Here is an 18,223-nt window from a genome sequence, read left to right as displayed (position 1 = left end):
AAAGCCCGTCGTCCCCTATTCGCCAGATGGCCCAGGCTAGTTGTAATCGCGGCGCAGCAGGCCAAAAAGCCAATCGTTGTGCCAGCGACCATTGAGCCAGTAGCATTCGCGTAGCTCGCCTTCCTGGTGAAAACCCACCTTCTGGAGCAGATTTTTGGATGCCAGGTTGCCCGCGGTGACGGTTGCCGTAAGCCGCCGGATGCCGCCCGTGGAGAAGGCGTAATCGCATAGCGCGCGCAGAGATTCATAGCCGTAACCCTTGCCCTGTGCATGGGGAGCGAACAGAAAACCCGCTTCAGCGCTGTCGGGGGCATGGTGATGATAACCGGTGAGGCCAAGGGGGGCGTGGGTATAGCGGTCGCGCACCACCAGGCACAGCCAGTGGGGCGCCCCCGGCGACCACGCGGGAAGCCGCGAATCAAAAGCGTCGCGAATTTCCGCTACCGGGCGAGGATCCGCGACGTAGAGCATGACCTGGGGGTCTTGCTGTAGGCTGAGAAAAAAGGGCCAGTCGTCAAGCTGCAGCGGCGAGCAGCGCAGGTGTGGGGTAACCAGTTCGGGCATGGCAAGAGTTCCGGCGAAAGTCGATGCCATGAACATAGCAGGACATCGACCCCGGGAATAGCGCGCTTTTACAACGGCTCGCCGTACAGGCCGATAAGCCGGCGCACCACGCCGTTGGTCCAGCCGAAGCCGTCCTGGAGGGGATATTCACCCCCTCCGCCTTCGTGGGGCGTGGCGCTGGCGATATGGTACTTTTCAATCAGCTTGTAGTGCTGTTTATAGTAATGATTCACCGTTTGCAGCCAGCTCTGCGCTATCTCATCGCCGAGCGGATCCTGGCCGTACATTTTAAAACCCTGTACCGCCATCCACTGCAGCGGCGCCCAGCCGTTGGGTTTATCCCACTGTTCGCCGCTTTCATATTCGGTCGCCATAATACCGCCCGGAGTGAGCAGGCGGGCGCGTACCGCGTCGGCGAGCCTGTCGGCCTGTTCATGGGTCGCCATGCCGACGTAGAGCGCGACGATGCTGGCGGCGGAAAACAGCGCCAGCTGCTCGCGGCGCCAGTCGTAATCGCGAAAACAGCCGCTCTCGTCATCCCACAGATAGCGGGTCACCGCCGCCCGGCGGTCGCTGGCCTTCTGGCGAAACGCGGCCTCTGTTTCCCGATCGCCCTTGAGGCCGGAGAGGTTGGCGATGGTGTTCTCCAGCTTGAACAGGAAGGCGTTCAAATCGATGGGGATAAACTGGGTGGTACGGATGCTCGCCAGCCGGGTGATATCGCGCAGCCAGCGGCTGGAGTAGTCCCAGCCGGATTCCGCTCCGGCGCGCAGGTCGCGATAGACCTCGTTCGGCGGGCGGCCGGAGTGTTTTGCCGTTTCGACATCTTCCCGCCATGACTCATCGCGCGGCGTATCGCGATCGTCCCAGTAGCGGTTTAGCAGCGAGCCGTCCGGCATACGCACCACGTGGCGGTAGGCCTGATTGGGGATCAGCGATTCCGCGCCGTCCATCCAGAAGCTGTACTCCATCTGCAGATGGTCAAGGTACCGTTTAGCGCCGCGGACGCCATCTTCTTCAAACAGTTCAACCATCAATGCAAAGACCGGGGGCTGCGAGCGGCTGAGATAATAAGTGCGGTTGCCGTTGGGAATATGGCCGTAGATTTCAATCATCCACGCGAAGTTGTCGGCCATGCACTTCAGCAGATCTTCGCGGCCGCTTTCCGCCAGCCCCAGCATGGTGAAGTAGGAATCCCAGTAGTAGGTTTCGCTAAAACGGCCGCCGGGAACGATATATGACTGCGGCAGCGCCAGCAGCGACGACCAGGGAATATGATCCTGCGGCTCGCGGGTCAGCACGGGCCACAGGTTATCAATATGCTCTTTTAACGATCGATTAGGATCGGAGACGTAATCCTCGGCGCGGCTATCCGGCAGCCAAAAGTGATCTTCAACGAACTGGCGGAGATCGAATCCGGGAGTGCGCCTTACGCGACGGTAGTGAATCAAAATATCCAGCGGGTCCTGCTTCGGCGCGCAGTCAGGGAAGGTTTTGCTATCGGCGAAAATGCGTGACTTCTGGACGTGAGCGAACAGTTCCAGATAGCGATCGGCAGGGGTCAGGGCATCCGAGGCGGGCAGCCCTTCAATGATCTCCGGTTCGGGTTCGGCGTCGAACATTTCATCCAGCTTTAACTCATACGGATCGGCTTCGTAGCACGGATCGTTTTCGATCCTGAGCTCATCGTCATCAACGTTGCGTAATTTCTGGCTGAACATAGTGGTACGGACCTCCGGATTGCGTCAGTAGAGGATGCCGGGCGCGCCCGACCTGTCTATTAAGCTTAGACATTCGCAGCGGGAAACGAAAAGAGAAGTGTGCGGTAGATCACGCTTTGTTCTAAGCCTTCAGCTCGAGGTTTCTGCTTTAACTATTTGACCTGGCGCATTAAAACCATTTTAACCGCTTCGTATTGCGCCAAAAAATTCGGAGATTTCGTTTTGCAACAAAATCTAAATTTCCGGGCGCTTTAGCAATAAAGCCATTACTCCCACGCGGCTTCCAGCATCTCCAGCAGCTGCTCGCTGGTCAGCATGACCGGGTTAGCCTTCATCGATGATGAACTGCTGGCGGCGAGGGCCGCGGGTTCCAGCGCTTCGCGGGGGACGCCGAGCTCGCGCAGGTTGCCCAGCCCGGCGCGCTGGCTCCACTCGCGCAGGCTCTCCCAGGCGTTGTTCGGGTCGACGTCCAGCCCCGCCGCCAGCCACTGGCGTACGTCGGCAAAGCGCTGGCGGATTTTTTCGTCGCTAACCTGGGTTTCATTGAGCGCCAGGCCGAAGGGAAGCAGGCTGCCGCAAAGCGCGCCGTGGGCGGCGTTGCTCAGACCGCCTAAGGGGCCTGCCAGACCGTGAATCACGCCGAGGCCGGCGTTGGCTAACGCCAGTCCGCCGCACAGGCTGACCCATGCCATCTCATCGCGGCTATCCGGGCACTCTTTTATCATCAGCGTTCTGAGCGCTTTGATGCCGCGCGGGATCGCCTCCCGGCAGAGCGCGTCGGTAAACGGATTGGCGCGGGCGCACAGCCACGGCTCAATCACCTGGGTGATGGCGTCAAGACCGGAGGCTAAGGTCACCGCGCGCGGCGCGTTGTCGGTGAGCGACGGGTCGATAATCGCCAGATCCGGCAGCATGCGGTCATCGCGCAGGCTGACTTTACGCTGCTGTTCAGGGACGTTGATCACCGCGTTCTTTGTGACTTCCGCCCCGGTACCGGCCGTGGTGGGAATGGCGACGAACGGCAGCGGATTGGCCTCTAACAGGCGCCCGGAGCCCACCACTTCCAGATATTCAATCGCGGGTCCCTGAGCGGGCACCAGCGCCGCAATGGCTTTGCCCGCATCAATGACCGCGCCGCCGCCGAGGCTGACCACCGCCCCGACGCCTTTTTCCCGCGCCAGACGAACGCCCCGTTCAATGTCCTGCAGGCTGGGTTCATGGGCGATAGAGAGCGTAGTGACGTGCAGCTGGCGCGCGTGGAGTTCGCTTAACAAAAACTCTGCGCGCGTCAGGCTGGCGCCGTGAACCAGCAGTATCTGTGCGCAACGTCCGGCGAGCCAGGGCGCAGCGCTACAAGCAAGGCCGCGCCCAAAGCGGATATTGCCCGGCGTTAAAACGTTAAAAGAGGTCAGCATGTCGGATAACCTGTTCTGGAGAAAAATCCTGCAATCCACTATACACATTATCCGGGTGTACATGCGTCGCCGATGCAGTATTGTGAAACAACCATCTCTTTTGATTGAGGAATTGCTGACAATGCTAAAAATACTGGGCAAACGCTCATCAATTAACGTGCGTAAAGCGCTGTGGACCTGCGAGGAAGCGGGACTTGAGTATCAGCAGGAGGATTACGGCAGCGGGTTTCAGTCCATCGAGACGCCTGAGTTTCGCGCCCTTAACCCGAACAGTCTGGTACCCGTGCTGCTGGATGACGACTTTGTGCTGTGGGAGTCGAACAGCATCTGCCGCTACCTGGCGCGCAAAGCCGGGCGGGAAGACCTGCTCCCCACGGCGCCGCGGGCTGCCGCCGAGGTTGAGCACTGGATGGACTGGCAGGCAACGGAATTTAACACGGCCTGGCGCTACGCCTTTATGGGGCTGGTGCGCAAGGACCCGCGCTTCCAGGACCCGGCGGCTATCAAAGAGAGTATCGCCGCCTGGACCCGCTGCGTGCAGATCGTCAATACGCAGCTGCAGCAAACCGGGGCATGGGTCGCCGGTAGCGAGTTTACGCTGGCGGATATTGTCCTTGGCCTGTCTGTGCATCGCTGGAAAATGACGCCGTTCGCCCATCCTGAAATGGCGGAAGTGGAGCGCTGGTATATGGCGCTGAATCAGCGGCCGGCGTTTAAGCGCCACGGCAATAATGGCGTGGCGTAGAGATAAAAAAAGAAGCTCCTGAGAGCTTCTTTTTCATGCGTGGTGCGCGTCTTAGCGCATGGTCACAAACTCTTCCGCCGCGGTTGGGTGGATTGCCACGGTATTGTCGAAGTCTTTCTTGGTTGCGCCCATTTTCAGCGCCACCGCGAAGCCCTGCAGCATCTCATCCATCCCGAAGCCGATACCGTGAATACCGACAATCTTCTCTTCCGGGCCGACGCAGACCAGCTTCATGCGGCACGGCTGGCGGTGTGAGGTCACGGCGGTATACATGGCGGTGAAAGAGGATTTATACACCTTCACCGCTTCATCGCCGTACTGCTCGCGCGCCTGCGGCTCGGTTAAGCCGACGGTGCCGATAGGCGGATGGCTGAACACCACGGTCGGGATGTTGCTGTAGTCCAGATGTTCGTCCGGCTTGTTGTTAAACAGACGCTCGGAGAGACGACGGCCTGCGGCGACGGCGACCGGGGTCAGCTCGACGGCGCCGGTATTATCGCCGACGGCGTAAATACCCGGAACGTTGGTGTTCTGGAATTTATCGACCACGATATAGCCTTTATCGTTGGTTTTTACCCCGGTAGCGGCGAGGTTGAAGTTATCAGTCGCCGGTTCGCGACCGATCGCCCAAATCAGGCAGTCCACGGTCTGGCTGCGGCCGTCTTCCAGTTCCAGGGTCAGGCTGCCGTCGGCATTTTTAACCACCGCTTGCGGAATGGCGTTGGTGTGCAACTGCGGGCCTTCGGCGTTCATCACCTCAACCAGCGTTTCCACAATCAGCGGATCGAAGCTACGCAGCGGCGCGTGTTTACGCACGAAAAGGTGCGTCTCCGCGCCCAGGCCGTTAATCACGCCCGCCAGCTCAACGGCGATATAGCCCGCGCCGACAACCGCAACGCGTTTCGGCAGCGCCGGCAGTTCGAAGAAACCATCGGAATCAATCCCGTATTCGACGCCGGGGATATTCGGATGGCTCGGGCGTCCGCCGGTGGCGATCAGAATATGATCGGCGGTTATCGTCTCGCCGTTCACTTCGATGGTTTTCGCATCGACAAAACGGGCGAAGCCTTTAATCACGTCGACCTTATTTTTGCCCAGCACGTTATCGTAGGAGGTGTGGATACGATCGATATAGGCGCTACGGCTGGCGACCAGTTTATCCCAGTCGAAGTGATTGATCGTGGTATCAAAACCGTAATCCGGGCCATACAGATGGATAGCTTCGCGAATCTGCGCCGCATGCCACATCACTTTCTTCGGTACGCAGCCGACGTTTACGCAGGTACCGCCCAGGTCTTTGGCTTCAATCAGCGCGCACTTCTGGCCGTGCATAGCGGCACGGTTAATGGAGGCGATACCGCCGCTGCCGCCGCCAATGGCGATATAGTCATAATGCTTGCTCATGAGTCTTATCCTTAATGTCTGATTGGCGCGATTGTATACCTGAAATCAATAGTTTCCACCGATGACTGCGATTACTCAGGCACGATCCAACTGACGGTGGCATGGCCGATACCGGTCGGCACCAGCTTTTTATGCAGCCACGGCAGAACGTTGTTCATCTGCTGCTCCAGCTTCCACGGCGGGTTGATGACGATCATCCCGGAGGCGGTCATCCCGCGCTGGTCGCTGTCCGGGCGCACCGCCAGCTCGATTTGCAGAATTTTGCGAATGCCGGTGGCCTCTAACTCTTTGATCATGCGCTTAATCTGCGCCCGCAGCACCACCGGATACCACAGCGCGTAGGTGCCGGTGGCAAAGCGTTTGTAGCCTTCATGAATACCGGTCACGACCGCCTGGTAGTCGCTTTTGATTTCGTAAGGCGGGTCGATCAGCACCAGCCCACGGCGAGAAACCGGCGGCAGCTTAGACTTCAGCTGCTGATAGCCGTCGGTTTTTTCAACCCGGGCGCGGTCGTCTTTCTGAAACTCGGCGCGCAGCAGCGGAAAATCGCTCGGGTGCAGTTCGGTCATCTGCAGGCTGTCCTGCTCGCGCAGCAGCTGGCGGGCAATCAGCGGCGAGCCGGGGTAGTAGCGCAGCTGGCCGCTACGGTTGAAGTGCTGAACGACGGAGACATACGGCTCCAGCTCGGCGGGCAGGTCATCCTGCTGCCAGATGCGGGCGATGCCTTCGAGATATTCACCGGTACGTTCGGCGTGTTCGCTGCTCAGCTGATAGCGGCCAGCCCCGGCGTGGGTGTCCAGATAGAGAAACGGTTTTTCTTTCTCTTTGAGCGATTCAATGATCAGGCTCTGAACGGTGTGTTTAAGAACGTCGGCGTGGTTGCCTGCGTGAAAGCTATGACGATAACTGAGCATGGATACGGTGATTCCGGGATTTAGACAAGATTACCGATAGTTTACCGCAGATCGGCCTGGATTACCGCCGCGCTGTTTCCATTCCGCTTAAAGCGTTGCAAAACATAACCGTGTCATAAAAGCGTCAAACAGAGAGGCTAGCGTCACGTACAGGCAAGGTAATTGTTTGAATAAAAGGAAAAATAATGAAAATGCAAATCACGCTTCTCGCAACGGCGCTCGTGCTGGCGCTGCCGGTACTGGCGAAAGAGGTCCCTTTGAACCAGGCGGCAACAATGGCCAACGCCGTGACGCTAGCCGCCGCCAGCCCGGCGTTTGACGCGCTGGAGAGCCAAAGCCTGTCGCAGCTGCGCAACGCGCTGAAGGGCGATGCGGCGACCCTGACTCGCGACCAGCTTGAACACGCCAGACAGAATAAAACCCAGGCGGATACCGCGTGGCTGAAGGCCAGCGGGTACGACTTTCAGACCAAAGCCAACCAGCAGGCGGGAATCGAGCTGCTCTCGGCGTTCACTGCGCTGCCGCAGGCGGTGATTGAGCAAAATCTGGCGACGGTCACCGCCATTAACCGCGATGCCGTACAGACCTCCCGCCATCAGGCGCTGGCGGATGCCGAGGGCATCAGCTATCTCTACTTCCTCAGCGATGCGCTGGGGCCGCGCCTCGGCAAAGCGTTCCTCGCCGCCTACGACAAAGGCGAGCTCGGTAAGGCGGCGGCGCTGATCAAAGCCTCTGAAGTGAGTACCGGGGCGGCGAAAAAGCACTTTAACAACCCGCGTCCGTTCCTGATTCAGGGCAATACCATCCATCTGGTGCCGGACGATGTGGTCGTTAAGGACAATAAGCCCTATACCGCAGACGGCGGCTCGTTTCCAAGCGGGCACACCAATACAGGCTATACCGACGCTCTGCTAATGGCGGAGATGATCCCGGAGCGCTTCGATGCGCTGGTTACCCGCGGCGCTCGCTATGGCTATTCGCGCATCGTGCTGGGCGTGCACTATCCGCTGGACGTGATGGGCTCGCGGATGGTGGCGCAGCGCAACGTCGCCCACTATTTGAATGACGCGAAGTATCGCGGGCTGTTTAATGAGGCCCGCGATCAGCTGCGCGCCGCGCTGGAGAAGGAGTGCGGCACGACGCTGGCGGAATGCGCGAAGATGCCTGCGAAAGACGATCCGTATCGCGACCCGGCGATGAAGGCGTTTTATCGTTTCACCATGACCTACGATTTGCCGCAGCAGAAGGGTGAAAAACAGAGCCTGAAGGTGCCGCAAGGGGCTGAAGTGCTGCTGGAGGCTGCGCTGCCGAATCTGTCCGCCGCGCAGCGTCGGGCGCTGATGGTCAAAACGGCGCTGCCCGCAGGGTATCCGCTCTCCGGTGAGAATGACGCTCAGCAGTTCTGGCAGCGGCTGAATCTGCCGGCGGCGTATCAGATGGCGAATAAAGCGCATTAAACCTGAAGCAGTCCGGCAACGTCCCGGAGGCGGCGCTTGACGCGCCTTGTCCGGGCTACTGGTCCGCAGACGGTGGTGAGCTCGTAGCCCCGGTAAGGCGCGAGCCGCCGCCGGGCGGTTTTATGCGGGCGTACCGGATGAGGTTGGTTTAAGGCCGATCTAGCTCTCTTTGGTGGATTTTACCGCTGGCAGAGCGCGATTCATCGGCACCGGCAGCCAGGCGCGAATTAATAATCCGCCGCGTTCGCTGGAACCAAGTTCCAGCTTGCCGTTATGGTTATCGATGATGCGCTGAACGATAGCCAGGCCGAGGCCGGTTCCGCTAATCGTACGGGCGCTATCGCCGCGCACGAACGGCTGAAACAGATGCTCGCGCTGCTCTGGTTTAATCCCCGGACCGTCATCTTCCACCTGGAACCAGGCCCGGTTTCCCTCGCTGCCGCTGCTGACTTTAATCCAGCCGTTGCCGTAGCGGGCGGCGTTAACCACCATATTCGCCAGCGCGCGCTTGATGGAGAGCGGATGCACGCGCAGCGGGATCTCGCCCGGCTGCAGATCGGTGGCGATTTCTCGCTCGTAGCCGCTCTCCGCCGCAATCACTTCCCCCAGCACCGCGTTAAGGTCCGTCAGCTCCATCGGCATCTCCTGACCGGTGCGCAGGTAGTCGATAAACTGCTCAATAATGGCGTTACACTCTTCGATATCTTTATTAATCGATTCGGCGAGATAGCCGTCCTCTTCGCCCATCATCTCCGTCGCCAGACGAATACGCGTGAGAGGGGTGCGTAAATCATGGCTGACTCCGGCCATCAGCAGCGTACGGTCGTCCGCCAATTGCTTCACGCCAGCCGCCATATGGTTAAAAGCGCGGGTCACCGACCGCACTTCCGATGCGCCGTATTCGCGCAGCGGCGGGGGAATAATGCCTCGCCCGACCTGCAGCGCCGCGTGCTCCAGGTCGACCAGCGGTCGGTTCTGAATACGAATAAAGAGCCAGGCGCCGCCAATCGCCAGCAGCATGATGGCCAGGGTGTAGCGGAACAGCGGCGAGAAGTCGCCCTGGTGGATTTCGGTCAGCGGTACGCGCACCCAGATATTGGGGGAGAGCCAGGTTTTCAGCCACACCACGGGCGAGCTTTTATTCACTTCCACCCGCACTTCGGTCGGCCCGCCGAGCTGGTGCGCCATCTGCTGACTTAAGAATTCATAATGCTGCGCCCAGCGCAGGCCTGCGTCTTCCGCCGCTTCGTTGGAATAGAGCGAAATGCCCAGCTCGCGATAAATCTCGCGGCGAAACGCCGGGGGCACCACCAGTTGGGTGCCGTCTTCCAGCTGCAGTTTATCGGTCATCAGCATACGCACTTCGTAGGCCAGAACCTTATTAAACTGCTGGAGACTGGGCAGGATCGCGAAATTCAGCACCACTAAATAGGTCGTCACCAGGCTGGCGAACAGCAGGGTGACGATCAGTAACAGGGTGCGGGCAAACGAGCTTCGCGGCGAAAAGCGCACGCGTTTCATGCCTTAGAGCCGTCCGGGACGAAAACGTAGCCCAGGCCCCAAACGGTCTGGATATAGCGTGGATGCGCCGGGTCTTCTTCCACCATGCGGCGCAGACGGGAGATTTGTACGTCGATGGAACGTTCCATGGCCGAATATTCACGGCCGCGGGCGAGGTTCATCAGCTTATCGCGGGATAATGGTTCGCGCGGATGGCTCACCAGCGCTTTCAGTACCGCGAATTCACCGCTGGTCAGCGGCATGGGTTCATCTTCACGGAACATCTCGCGGGTGCCGAGGTTCAGCTTGAACTTACCAAAGGCGATCACCGCCTCTTCCTGCGAAGGCGCGCCCGGCAGTTCATTAGCCTGGCGGCGCAGCACGGCGCGGATACGGGCCAGCAGCTCGCGCGGGTTGAACGGTTTTGGGATGTAGTCGTCGGCGCCGATTTCCAGGCCCACGATACGGTCAACTTCTTCCCCTTTCGCCGTGACCATGATGATCGGCATCGGGTTGCTCTGGCTGCGCAGGCGGCGGCAAATGGACAGGCCATCTTCGCCCGGCAGCATGAGATCCAGCACCATCAGGTGGAAGGATTCACGAGTCAGCAGGCGATCCATCTGTTCAGCGTTCGCCACGCTACGAACCTGGAAGCCCTGCTCGGTCAGATAACGTTCGAGTAGCGCGCGCAGGCGCATGTCGTCATCGACAACCAGAATCTTATAATTCTCTTGCATTGTTTATACTCCCAAAGGTTCACTGCAATTGTCAGTACGTATTCTCAAAAAAGCCCGGGTCGCCCACCAGCGAAATCTGGTATATATTCCAGGCTAAATTGTTACAAAGCATATTTAACAGCAGCTTAAGTATACATTTAAGCATAAGACACATTATTTATCCTGTTGCTATGATGACGTGCGACGAATTGTGCGCAGCATTGCACAAAGATTTGTAATCAGGAGCCGGAACCTTCGATGAAAACGCCGCTGATCACCCGTGAAGGGTATGAAAAACTGAAGAAAGAGATGGACACCCTGTGGCGCGAAGAACGTCCGGAAGTTACCAAAAAAGTGACCTGGGCGGCGAGCCTTGGCGACCGCAGCGAAAACGCCGACTATCAGTACAATAAAAAGCGCCTGCGTGAAATCGACCGCCGGGTGCGCTATCTGACCAAATGCCTTGAGCAGCTGAAAATCGTCGATTATTCGCCGCAGCAGGAGGGGAAGGTTTTTTTCGGCGCGTGGGTGGAAATTGAAAACGATGCGGGCGAGACGAAGCGCTTTCGGATTGTCGGCTACGATGAAATCTTTGGCCGCAATGACTACATCTCCATTGATTCGCCAATGGCGCGCGCGCTGCTGAAAAAAGAGGTCGGCGATTTAGCTATCGTTAACACGCCCGCGGGCGAGGCGGCCTGGTATGTTAATGAAATTGAATACGTCAAATAAGCCCGGAACATTCCGAGAGGCTTGGGTCGTGGCTGGCATTTTACCGTGTCAGTCCGTATAACTATCCCCCTGATTTTTGATCCTAAAGATGAATTAAACCGATGATGAATGATTCGCTCTGCCGCATTATTGCGGGTGAACTTCAGGCCAGGGCTGAACAGGTAGAAGCTGCCGTTCGCCTGCTTGATGAAGGGAACACCGTGCCGTTTATCGCACGCTATCGTAAAGAAGTCACCGGCGGTCTGGATGACACGCAGCTGCGTAATCTGGAAACCCGCCTGGGTTATCTGCGTGAACTCGAAGATCGCCGTCAGGCAATCCTGAAGTCCATCGGCGAGCAGGGCAAACTGACCGAGGCGCTGGAAAAAGCCATCAACGGGACCTTGAGTAAGACCGAACTCGAAGACCTCTACCTGCCGTACAAACCGAAGCGCCGCACCCGCGGGCAGATCGCCATTGAGGCCGGACTGGAGCCGCTGGCCGAGCTGCTGTGGAACGAACCGTCCCACGACCCGGAAACCGAAGCCGCCAAATATATCGACGCGGATAAAGGCGTCGCGGACAGCAAGGCCGCCCTCGACGGCGCGCGCTATATCCTGATGGAGCGCTTTGCGGAAGACGCCGCCCTGCTGGCGAAAGTGCGCGACTATCTGTGGAAGAACGCCCACCTGGTGGCGACCGTCGTCAGCGGTAAGGAAGAGGAAGGGGCGAAATTTCGCGACTACTTCGATCATCACGAACCGATCGCCACCGTGCCGTCGCACCGCGCGCTGGCGATGTTCCGCGGCCGCAATGAAGGCGTGCTGCAGCTCTCTTTAAACGCCGACCCGCAGTTCGACGAGCCGCCGAAAGAGAGTCACGGCGAGCAAATCATTATCGACCATCTCGGCCTGCGCCTGAACAACGCCCCGGCGGACAGCTGGCGTAAGGGCGTGGTGAGCTGGACGTGGCGCATCAAGGTGCTGATGCACCTCGAAACCGAACTGATGGGCACCGTGCGCGAGCGGGCGGAAGACGAAGCGATTAACGTCTTTGCCCGCAACCTGCACGACCTGCTGATGGCCGCTCCGGCCGGGCTGCGCGCCACCATGGGCCTCGATCCGGGTCTGCGCACCGGCGTGAAAGTCGCCGTCGTTGACGGCACCGGCAAGCTGGTGGCTACCGATACCATCTACCCGCATACCGGGCAGGCCGCTAAAGCGGCGGTGGCGGTTGCCGCGCTGTGTGAAAAGTACAACGTTGAGCTGGTGGCGATCGGCAACGGTACCGCTTCGCGTGAAACCGAGCGTTTCTTCCTCGACGTGCAGAAGCAGTTCCCGAAAGTGACCGCGCAAAAGGTTATCGTCAGCGAAGCGGGCGCGTCCGTGTATTCCGCCTCCGAACTGGCGGCGCTGGAGTTCCCGGATCTCGATGTTTCCCTGCGCGGCGCGGTCTCTATCGCCCGTCGTCTGCAGGACCCGCTGGCCGAGCTGGTGAAGATCGATCCGAAATCCATCGGCGTCGGCCAGTATCAGCACGATGTCAGCCAGACCCAGTTGGCGCGTAAGCTGGACGCGGTGGTGGAAGACTGCGTGAACGCCGTCGGCGTCGACCTGAATACCGCTTCCGTCCCGCTGCTTACCCGCGTCGCCGGTCTGACCCGCATGATGGCGCAGAATATCGTCTCCTGGCGCGATGAGAACGGTCAGTTCCAGAACCGCCAGCAGCTGCTGAAGGTGAGCCGTCTGGGGCCGAAAGCGTTTGAGCAGTGCGCGGGCTTCCTGCGCATCAACCACGGCGACAACCCGCTGGACGCCTCAACCGTGCACCCGGAAGCGTATCCGGTGGTGGAGCGCATTCTGGCGGCGACTCAGCAGGCGCTGAAAGATTTGATGGGCAACAGCAGCGAGCTGCGTAATCTGAAAGCCGTTGATTTCACTGATGATAAATTCGGCGTGCCGACGGTAACCGACATTATCAAAGAGCTGGAAAAACCGGGCCGCGACCCGCGTCCGGAGTTTAAAACCGCCCAGTTCGCCGATGGCGTAGAGACCATGAACGACCTGCTGCCGGGAATGATCCTCGAAGGCGCGGTGACCAACGTCACCAACTTCGGCGCGTTTGTCGATATCGGCGTTCACCAGGACGGCCTGGTGCATATCTCTTCCCTGTCGAATAAGTTCGTTGAAGATCCGCACACGGTGGTCAAAGCGGGCGATATCGTGAAGGTCAAAGTGATGGAAGTTGACCTGCCGAGGAAGCGTATCGCGCTGACGATGCGTCTGGACGAACAGCCTGGCGACAGCAACGCGCGCCGCGGCGGCGGAAACGATCGTCCTCAGGGCAACCGCCCGGCGGCGAAGGCCGCTAAACCTCGCGGTCGCGAGGCGCAGCCAGCGGGCAACAGCGCGATGATGGACGCGCTGGCGGCGGCAATGGGTAAAAAACGCTAATCTCTTTCCGGCCCCTTTTCTGAGGGGCCGTTTCTTCTCTGCTCTTCGCCATATTGCGCAAACAAGCATCAGTATTTTCTTATAACCTCTTAATAAGCGCGAATTACGGATAATGAGATTATTATTTTCATTTCGTTAACCAATGACACCTTTATTAAACATTCGCTAAGCAGAAATAATGATTCTCTCTACGGTCGTGACAAAATAGAGTTTGCTCAATATCAACAAATGCTCAATTTCCTGTTTAAAAAAAGAATCGAGCGCATTATATGTATTGATGATAAAAACTATTCTCATTATCATTATTTCCATTGAGTGTTTTTTATTCTTCGTTGGCTATGGTCCCTGGCACCGCGTCTGCGGCGCATAGGGGAAAACTCTCTTTCGGTTGGCGATACACAAGTAGGTCCTATGCAATTCACACCTGATAGTGCGTGGAAAATCACCGGCTTCTCCCGCGATATTAGTCCGGCATATCGGCAGAAGCTGCTGTCCCTCGGGATGCTGCCGGGTTCGTCTTTTAACGTGGTTCGCGTGGCGCCGCTCGGCGACCCTATTCATATTGAAACCCGACGCGTTAGCCTGGTATTACGTAAAAAGGATCTTGCGTTAATTGAGCTGGAAGCGGTTGCACAATAATGCCTGACCGGCACTAAGAGTATGAATATGAAAAAATTAACCCTTGGTTTAATTGGTAATCCAAATTCCGGGAAAACAACGCTGTTTAACCAGCTCACCGGCGCGCGCCAGCGTGTCGGGAACTGGGCGGGGGTGACCGTTGAGCGCAAAGAGGGTGGCTTCAACACCACCGATCATCAGGTCACGCTGGTAGACCTTCCGGGCACCTATTCCCTGACCACCATCTCCTCGCAAACCTCGCTGGATGAGCAGATTGCCTGCCACTATATTCTCAGCGGCGACGCCGACATGCTGATAAACGTGGTCGATGCGTCCAATCTGGAGCGTAACCTCTATCTGACGCTGCAGCTGCTGGAGCTCGGCATCCCCTGCGTGGTCGCGCTGAATATGCTCGATATCGCGGAAAAACAGAACATCCGCATCGATGTCGACGCGCTGGCCGCCCGCCTTGGATGCCCGGTAATCCCGCTGGTTTCCACCCGCGGGCGCGGTATCGAAGCCTTGAAAATGGCTATCGACCGCCATCAGCAAAATCAGGATATTGAACTGGTGCACTATCCGCGGCCGCTGCTGCGGGAGGCGGACAAGCTGGCGGAGATGATGGCCACGGACATTCCGCCGCGCCAGCGCCGCTGGCTGGGTTTACAGATGCTTGAAGGCGATATTTACAGCCGCGCCTTCGCCGGAGACGCCGCCCACAAGCTGGACGTAGCCCTGGCGCACCTGAGCGAAGAGCTGGATGACCCGGCGCTGCACATCGCCGATGCCCGCTACCAAAGCATTGCCGCCATTTGCGATGCGGTCAGTAATACCCTCACCGCCGAACCCAGCCGCTTTACCGCGGCGATGGATAAAGTGATCCTCAACCGCTTCCTCGGCCTGCCGGTCTTCCTGTTCGTCATGTATCTGATGTTCTTACTGGCGATTAATATTGGCGGCGCGCTGCAGCCTATTTTTGATGCCGGTTCCGTGGCTATCTTTATTCACGGTATACAGTGGATTGGCTATACCCTGCATTTCCCGGACTGGCTGACGGTATTCCTCGCCCAGGGGATTGGCGGGGGGATCAATACCGTGCTGCCGCTGGTGCCGCAGATCGGCATGATGTACCTGTTCCTCTCTTTCCTTGAAGACTCTGGCTATATGGCGCGGGCGGCGTTTGTGATGGACCGCCTGATGCAGGCGCTGGGTCTGCCGGGGAAATCCTTCGTGCCGCTCATCGTAGGTTTTGGCTGTAACGTCCCGTCGGTGATGGGCGCGCGTACGCTTGATGCGCCGCGCGAGCGTCTGATGACCATTATGATGGCGCCGTTTATGTCCTGCGGCGCGCGGCTGGCGATTTTCGCCGTCTTCGCCGCCGCCTTTTTCGGCCAGAACGGCGCGCTGGCGGTCTTCTCCCTGTACGTGCTGGGGATCGTGATGGCGATTGCGACCGGACTGATGCTGAAGCATACCATTATGCGCGGCGAAGCTTCGCCGTTCGTGATGGAGCTGCCGGTGTATCACGTTCCGCACGTGAAGAGCCTGCTTATCCAGACCTGGCAGCGTCTGAAAGGCTTCGTCCTGCGGGCGGGTAAAGTGATCGTTATCGTCAGTATCTTCCTCAGCGCGCTGAACAGCTTCTCGCTGAACGGTAAGATCGTCGATAATATCAACGACTCGGCGCTGGCGTCGGTCAGCCGGGTGATTACCCCGGTGTTTAAGCCGATTGGCGTACATGAGGATAACTGGCAGGCGACCGTCGGCCTGTTTACCGGCGCGATGGCGAAAGAAGTGGTGGTGGGGACGCTGAACACCCTCTACACCGCCGAAGATATCCAGAACGAAGCGTTTAATCCGCAGGCGTTTAGCCTCGGCGATGAGCTACTGGCCGCGGTGGATGAGACCTGGCAGAGCCTGAAAGACACGTTTAGCCTGAGCGTGCTGGCGAACCCCATCGAAGCCAGCAAGGGCGACGGCGAAATGGCAACCGGCGCGATGGGCGTCATGGGCAGCAAATTCGGCAGCGCCGCCGCGGCGTACAGCTACCTGATTTTCGTTCTGCTCTATATTCCCTGCATCTCGGTGATGGGGGCGATTGCCCGCGAGTCGAGCCGCGGCTGGATGATGTTCTCGGTCCTGTGGGGGCTGAATATCGCCTATTCGCTCTCTACGCTGTACTACCAGACCGTCAGCTTTAGCCAGCATCCGCGCTATAGTCTGGTGTGCATTCTGGCGGTAGTGCTGTTCAATATCGTGGTCTTTGGCCTGCTGCGCAGAGCGCGTAGCCGGGTGGACGTCTCGCTGCTGGCGACGCGCAAAACGCCGTCGTCCTGCTGCCAGAGTCCGGCTGGCGATTGTCACTAAGGAGCGATAATGGCGTCGTTAATTGATGTGCGCGATATGCTGGCCCTGCAGGGGAGGATGGACGCAAAGCAGCTCAGCGCCCGCCTGCAAGCGCCGCAGCCGTTGATCGACGCGATGCTGGGTCGTCTGGAAGCGATGGGTAAAGCGGTCAAAGTAACCGAAGATGCCGATGGCTGCCTCTCCGGCAGCTGTAAAAGCTGCCCGGAAGGCAAAGCCTGCCTGCGGGAGTGGTGGTCGCTGCGCTGATGGGTATGTAAAGGCTGGTTTCCCCGGATTGCGGCTAACGCCTTATCCGGGCTACGAGAGACAGTCTGGTAGCCCGGGTAAGGCGTTTACGCCGCGACCCCGGAGATTCGACCACAGATTGGTACGGTTTGGGGTGGGTAGCCCGGACAGGCGCAACGCGCCGCCTCCGGGAACTTGCTGCGGCATATACCGCAAGCGGGTCCCGGGACCCGCTTTCTGGCTTACTTGTAGACGTCCGCGTTAGCGTGAACCGTTTTCTCGTTCTTCTCGCCTGCAATCACCACGAAATAGGTGCCGCCCAGCTCATCCGCTTTTTTCGACAGATCGCGCTTTGCATCCATCGGAGAGGTCGTTCTTGAGGTGGTAATCGAACCGATTTTGGTCAGGTTCATCTTAGCCACTTCGTCTTTTTGAATTTCCTTGGCGGCGAACGCGCCGAAGGACAGGGAGCCAATCACCAGAGATGCAACAATTCCTGTAACAAATTTCATAGCCTCTACTCTCCATTAGGTTGTTTTTTTTAGGTCACGGGTCCGGCGTGAAATAGTCAACCCCCGCAACAACCTAAGTATTGCTGCACCCTGCGTTTTTACCACGTCCCGCTATAAAAATTTATCGAACTCACGCTTCAGCTCAATCAGAGGAGCGCAAAACGCCTGCGGATGTGAAATGAACGGCGCGTGGGCGGCCTTATCGAAAATCATCGACGTGCTTTTTGGCCACAGCGCATCGAGAATCGGGATGATTTTACGCGGCACCAGGCCATCCAGGCGACCGTACAGGCGCAAAAACGGCACGTCGAGGGTGGTCAACGCCTGACGTAAATCGGCGGTCTTAAGGATCTCCAGCCCGCCGTTTAAAACCTCCGGCGACGGCATCGGTAGCGACAGCACCGTGCTCTTCAGCGCTCTCGCGTCCTGGCGCGCGCTTTCGGTACCCATGGTTTGCAGCGCCAGAAAGCGCTCGACGGTGCGCTGAAAATCTTCGCTCAGCTGCTGTTGAAATCCGCTTAGCACCTCGGGCTTGATGCCGGGCCAGCTGTCGTGAGCGCTAAAGCAGGGGGAAGAGGCGACGGTGACTAGCGCCTGCACGCGCTCGGGATGCGTTATTGCCGCCTGGCTGGCTACCAGCCCGCCGAGGCTCCAGCCAAGCCAGATCGCGCGGTCCGGCGCTTGCTCCAGCACCCGTTGCGTCATCTCCTCCAGCGACATTGCGCCAAAACCGCCGCTGCGGCCATAGCCCGGAAGGTCGACGAGGTGCAGCGTAAAATGCGAGGACAGCTGCGGCGTAATGCAATCCCACACCCCGGCATTCAGCCCCCATCCGTGCAGCAGCACAAGATGACAATTTCCTTCGCCCGTAGTCTGCCACGCCAACTCTTTCATCAGTTAC

16 protein-coding genes are annotated in these 18,223 nt (G+C 58.6%); 7 read left to right on the top strand and 9 right to left on the bottom strand.

Translation table 11 applies throughout. The features are described 5' to 3' along the window. Positions 1-36: 36 nt before the first annotated feature. The 3 genes from BWI76_RS26705 to BWI76_RS26695 form a co-directional block, all read right to left on the bottom strand. Complete coding sequence (locus BWI76_RS26705; RefSeq protein ID WP_004134260.1) at positions 37-564, bottom strand: GNAT family N-acetyltransferase; 528 nt, start codon at positions 562-564, stop codon at positions 37-39. Between the two features lie 68 nt (positions 565-632). Then, positions 633-2,285 (bottom strand): alpha,alpha-trehalase, encoded by a 1,653-nt coding sequence (locus tag BWI76_RS26700; protein ID WP_004134262.1) that lies wholly within the window; start codon positions 2,283-2,285, stop codon positions 633-635. Between the two features lie 266 nt (positions 2,286-2,551). Then, complete coding sequence (locus BWI76_RS26695; protein WP_004134263.1) at positions 2,552-3,700, bottom strand: iron-containing alcohol dehydrogenase; 1,149 nt, start codon at positions 3,698-3,700, stop codon at positions 2,552-2,554. A gap of 121 nt (positions 3,701-3,821) precedes the next feature. Here BWI76_RS26695 and BWI76_RS26690 point away from each other — a divergent pair, with 121 nt between their 5' ends. Beyond that, the gene (locus BWI76_RS26690; RefSeq protein ID WP_004134265.1) at positions 3,822-4,445 is read left to right on the top strand and encodes a glutathione S-transferase family protein; all 624 of its coding nucleotides are present in this window, start codon (positions 3,822-3,824) and stop codon (positions 4,443-4,445) included. A 51-nt stretch (positions 4,446-4,496) separates the two neighbouring features. Here BWI76_RS26690 and gorA read toward each other — a convergent pair whose 3' ends face one another. Together gorA and BWI76_RS26680 are read right to left on the bottom strand one after the other, a co-directional pair. Next, a complete protein-coding gene (gene gorA / locus BWI76_RS26685) occupies positions 4,497-5,849 on the bottom strand; it encodes a glutathione-disulfide reductase (RefSeq protein ID WP_004134266.1) in 1,353 nt (450 codons plus the stop codon). Between the two features lie 71 nt (positions 5,850-5,920). Further along, on the bottom strand, positions 5,921-6,763 hold the full coding sequence (locus BWI76_RS26680) for a 23S rRNA (adenine(2030)-N(6))-methyltransferase RlmJ (RefSeq protein WP_004134268.1): 843 nt from the start codon (positions 6,761-6,763) through the stop codon (positions 5,921-5,923). A 185-nt stretch (positions 6,764-6,948) separates the two neighbouring features. On the opposite strand from BWI76_RS26680, the gene BWI76_RS26675 reads away from it, so the two are divergent. Beyond that, on the top strand, positions 6,949-8,220 hold the full coding sequence (locus BWI76_RS26675; RefSeq protein ID WP_004134271.1) for an acid phosphatase: 1,272 nt from the start codon (positions 6,949-6,951) through the stop codon (positions 8,218-8,220). Between the two features lie 159 nt (positions 8,221-8,379). On the opposite strand, the gene envZ is transcribed toward BWI76_RS26675, so the two are convergent. Continuing rightward, positions 8,380-9,741, bottom strand: a complete 1,362-nt coding sequence (gene envZ / locus BWI76_RS26670; RefSeq protein ID WP_024359787.1) for a two-component system sensor histidine kinase EnvZ — start codon at positions 9,739-9,741, stop codon at positions 8,380-8,382. Further along, positions 9,738-10,457, bottom strand: coding sequence for a two-component system response regulator OmpR (gene ompR / locus BWI76_RS26665; RefSeq protein WP_001157751.1), 720 nt, complete (start codon positions 10,455-10,457; stop codon positions 9,738-9,740). Before ompR ends, envZ begins: the two co-directional genes overlap by 4 nt. A gap of 237 nt (positions 10,458-10,694) precedes the next feature. Here ompR and greB point away from each other — a divergent pair, with 237 nt between their 5' ends. The 5 genes from greB to feoC all read left to right on the top strand — a co-directional run bounded on the left by greB (position 10,695) and on the right by feoC (position 16,831). After that, positions 10,695-11,168, top strand: coding sequence for a transcription elongation factor GreB (gene greB / locus BWI76_RS26660; RefSeq protein ID WP_004134279.1), 474 nt, complete (start codon positions 10,695-10,697; stop codon positions 11,166-11,168). A gap of 101 nt (positions 11,169-11,269) precedes the next feature. Further along, positions 11,270-13,600 carry a Tex family protein gene (locus tag BWI76_RS26655; RefSeq protein ID WP_024359788.1) on the top strand — a complete coding sequence of 777 codons (2,331 nt, stop codon included), beginning with the start codon at positions 11,270-11,272 and terminating at the stop codon, positions 13,598-13,600. Between the two features lie 411 nt (positions 13,601-14,011). Beyond that, positions 14,012-14,239 carry a ferrous iron transporter A gene (gene feoA, locus BWI76_RS26650; protein ID WP_004126281.1) on the top strand — a complete coding sequence of 76 codons (228 nt, stop codon included), beginning with the start codon at positions 14,012-14,014 and terminating at the stop codon, positions 14,237-14,239. 27 nt (positions 14,240-14,266) lie between these two features. Then, complete coding sequence (gene feoB, locus BWI76_RS26645) at positions 14,267-16,585, top strand: Fe(2+) transporter permease subunit FeoB (RefSeq protein ID WP_004134283.1); 2,319 nt, start codon at positions 14,267-14,269, stop codon at positions 16,583-16,585. A gap of 9 nt (positions 16,586-16,594) precedes the next feature. Then, positions 16,595-16,831: a [Fe-S]-dependent transcriptional repressor FeoC gene (gene feoC / locus BWI76_RS26640; protein ID WP_004134286.1), complete on the top strand. Its 237-nt coding sequence runs from the start codon at positions 16,595-16,597 to the stop codon at positions 16,829-16,831. 221 nt (positions 16,832-17,052) lie between these two features. On the opposite strand, the gene BWI76_RS26635 is transcribed toward feoC, so the two are convergent. Further along, on the bottom strand, positions 17,053-17,322 hold the full coding sequence (locus BWI76_RS26635) for a YdgH/BhsA/McbA-like domain containing protein (protein WP_004134288.1): 270 nt from the start codon (positions 17,320-17,322) through the stop codon (positions 17,053-17,055). Positions 17,323-17,433: 111 nt separating this feature from the next. Continuing rightward, positions 17,434-18,216, bottom strand: a complete 783-nt coding sequence (gene bioH, locus BWI76_RS26630; RefSeq protein ID WP_004134290.1) for a pimeloyl-ACP methyl ester esterase BioH — start codon at positions 18,214-18,216, stop codon at positions 17,434-17,436. Between the last annotated feature and the right edge of the window lie 7 nt (positions 18,217-18,223).

The organism is Klebsiella sp. M5al (assembly GCF_002090195.1).
GTDB lineage: Bacteria > Pseudomonadota > Gammaproteobacteria > Enterobacterales > Enterobacteriaceae > Klebsiella > Klebsiella grimontii.
This window is presented reverse-complemented; position numbering and strand designations above follow the sequence as displayed.

Excerpts from the sequence above, each read along its gene's own strand:
- BWI76_RS26655 (WP_024359788.1), top strand. The coding sequence starts at position 11,270 with ATGATGAATGATTCGCTCTGCCGCATTATTGCGGGTGAACTTCAGGCC.
- feoA (WP_004126281.1), top strand. The coding sequence starts at position 14,012 with ATGCAATTCACACCTGATAGTGCGTGGAAAATCACCGGCTTCTCCCGC.
- BWI76_RS26700 (WP_004134262.1), bottom strand. The coding sequence starts at position 2,285 with ATGTTCAGCCAGAAATTACGCAACGTTGATGACGATGAGCTCAGGATC.
- feoC (WP_004134286.1), top strand. The coding sequence starts at position 16,595 with ATGGCGTCGTTAATTGATGTGCGCGATATGCTGGCCCTGCAGGGGAGG.
- envZ (WP_024359787.1), bottom strand. The coding sequence starts at position 9,741 with ATGAAACGCGTGCGCTTTTCGCCGCGAAGCTCGTTTGCCCGCACCCTG.
- gorA (WP_004134266.1), bottom strand. The coding sequence starts at position 5,849 with ATGAGCAAGCATTATGACTATATCGCCATTGGCGGCGGCAGCGGCGGT.
- greB (WP_004134279.1), top strand. The coding sequence starts at position 10,695 with ATGAAAACGCCGCTGATCACCCGTGAAGGGTATGAAAAACTGAAGAAA.
- BWI76_RS26705 (WP_004134260.1), bottom strand. The coding sequence starts at position 564 with ATGCCCGAACTGGTTACCCCACACCTGCGCTGCTCGCCGCTGCAGCTT.
- BWI76_RS26680 (WP_004134268.1), bottom strand. The coding sequence starts at position 6,763 with ATGCTCAGTTATCGTCATAGCTTTCACGCAGGCAACCACGCCGACGTT.
- BWI76_RS26695 (WP_004134263.1), bottom strand. The coding sequence starts at position 3,700 with ATGCTGACCTCTTTTAACGTTTTAACGCCGGGCAATATCCGCTTTGGG.
- ompR (WP_001157751.1), bottom strand. The coding sequence starts at position 10,457 with ATGCAAGAGAATTATAAGATTCTGGTTGTCGATGACGACATGCGCCTG.
- feoB (WP_004134283.1), top strand. The coding sequence starts at position 14,267 with ATGAAAAAATTAACCCTTGGTTTAATTGGTAATCCAAATTCCGGGAAA.
- BWI76_RS26690 (WP_004134265.1), top strand. The coding sequence starts at position 3,822 with ATGCTAAAAATACTGGGCAAACGCTCATCAATTAACGTGCGTAAAGCG.
- BWI76_RS26635 (WP_004134288.1), bottom strand. The coding sequence starts at position 17,322 with ATGAAATTTGTTACAGGAATTGTTGCATCTCTGGTGATTGGCTCCCTG.
- bioH (WP_004134290.1), bottom strand. The coding sequence starts at position 18,216 with ATGAAAGAGTTGGCGTGGCAGACTACGGGCGAAGGAAATTGTCATCTT.
- BWI76_RS26675 (WP_004134271.1), top strand. The coding sequence starts at position 6,949 with ATGAAAATGCAAATCACGCTTCTCGCAACGGCGCTCGTGCTGGCGCTG.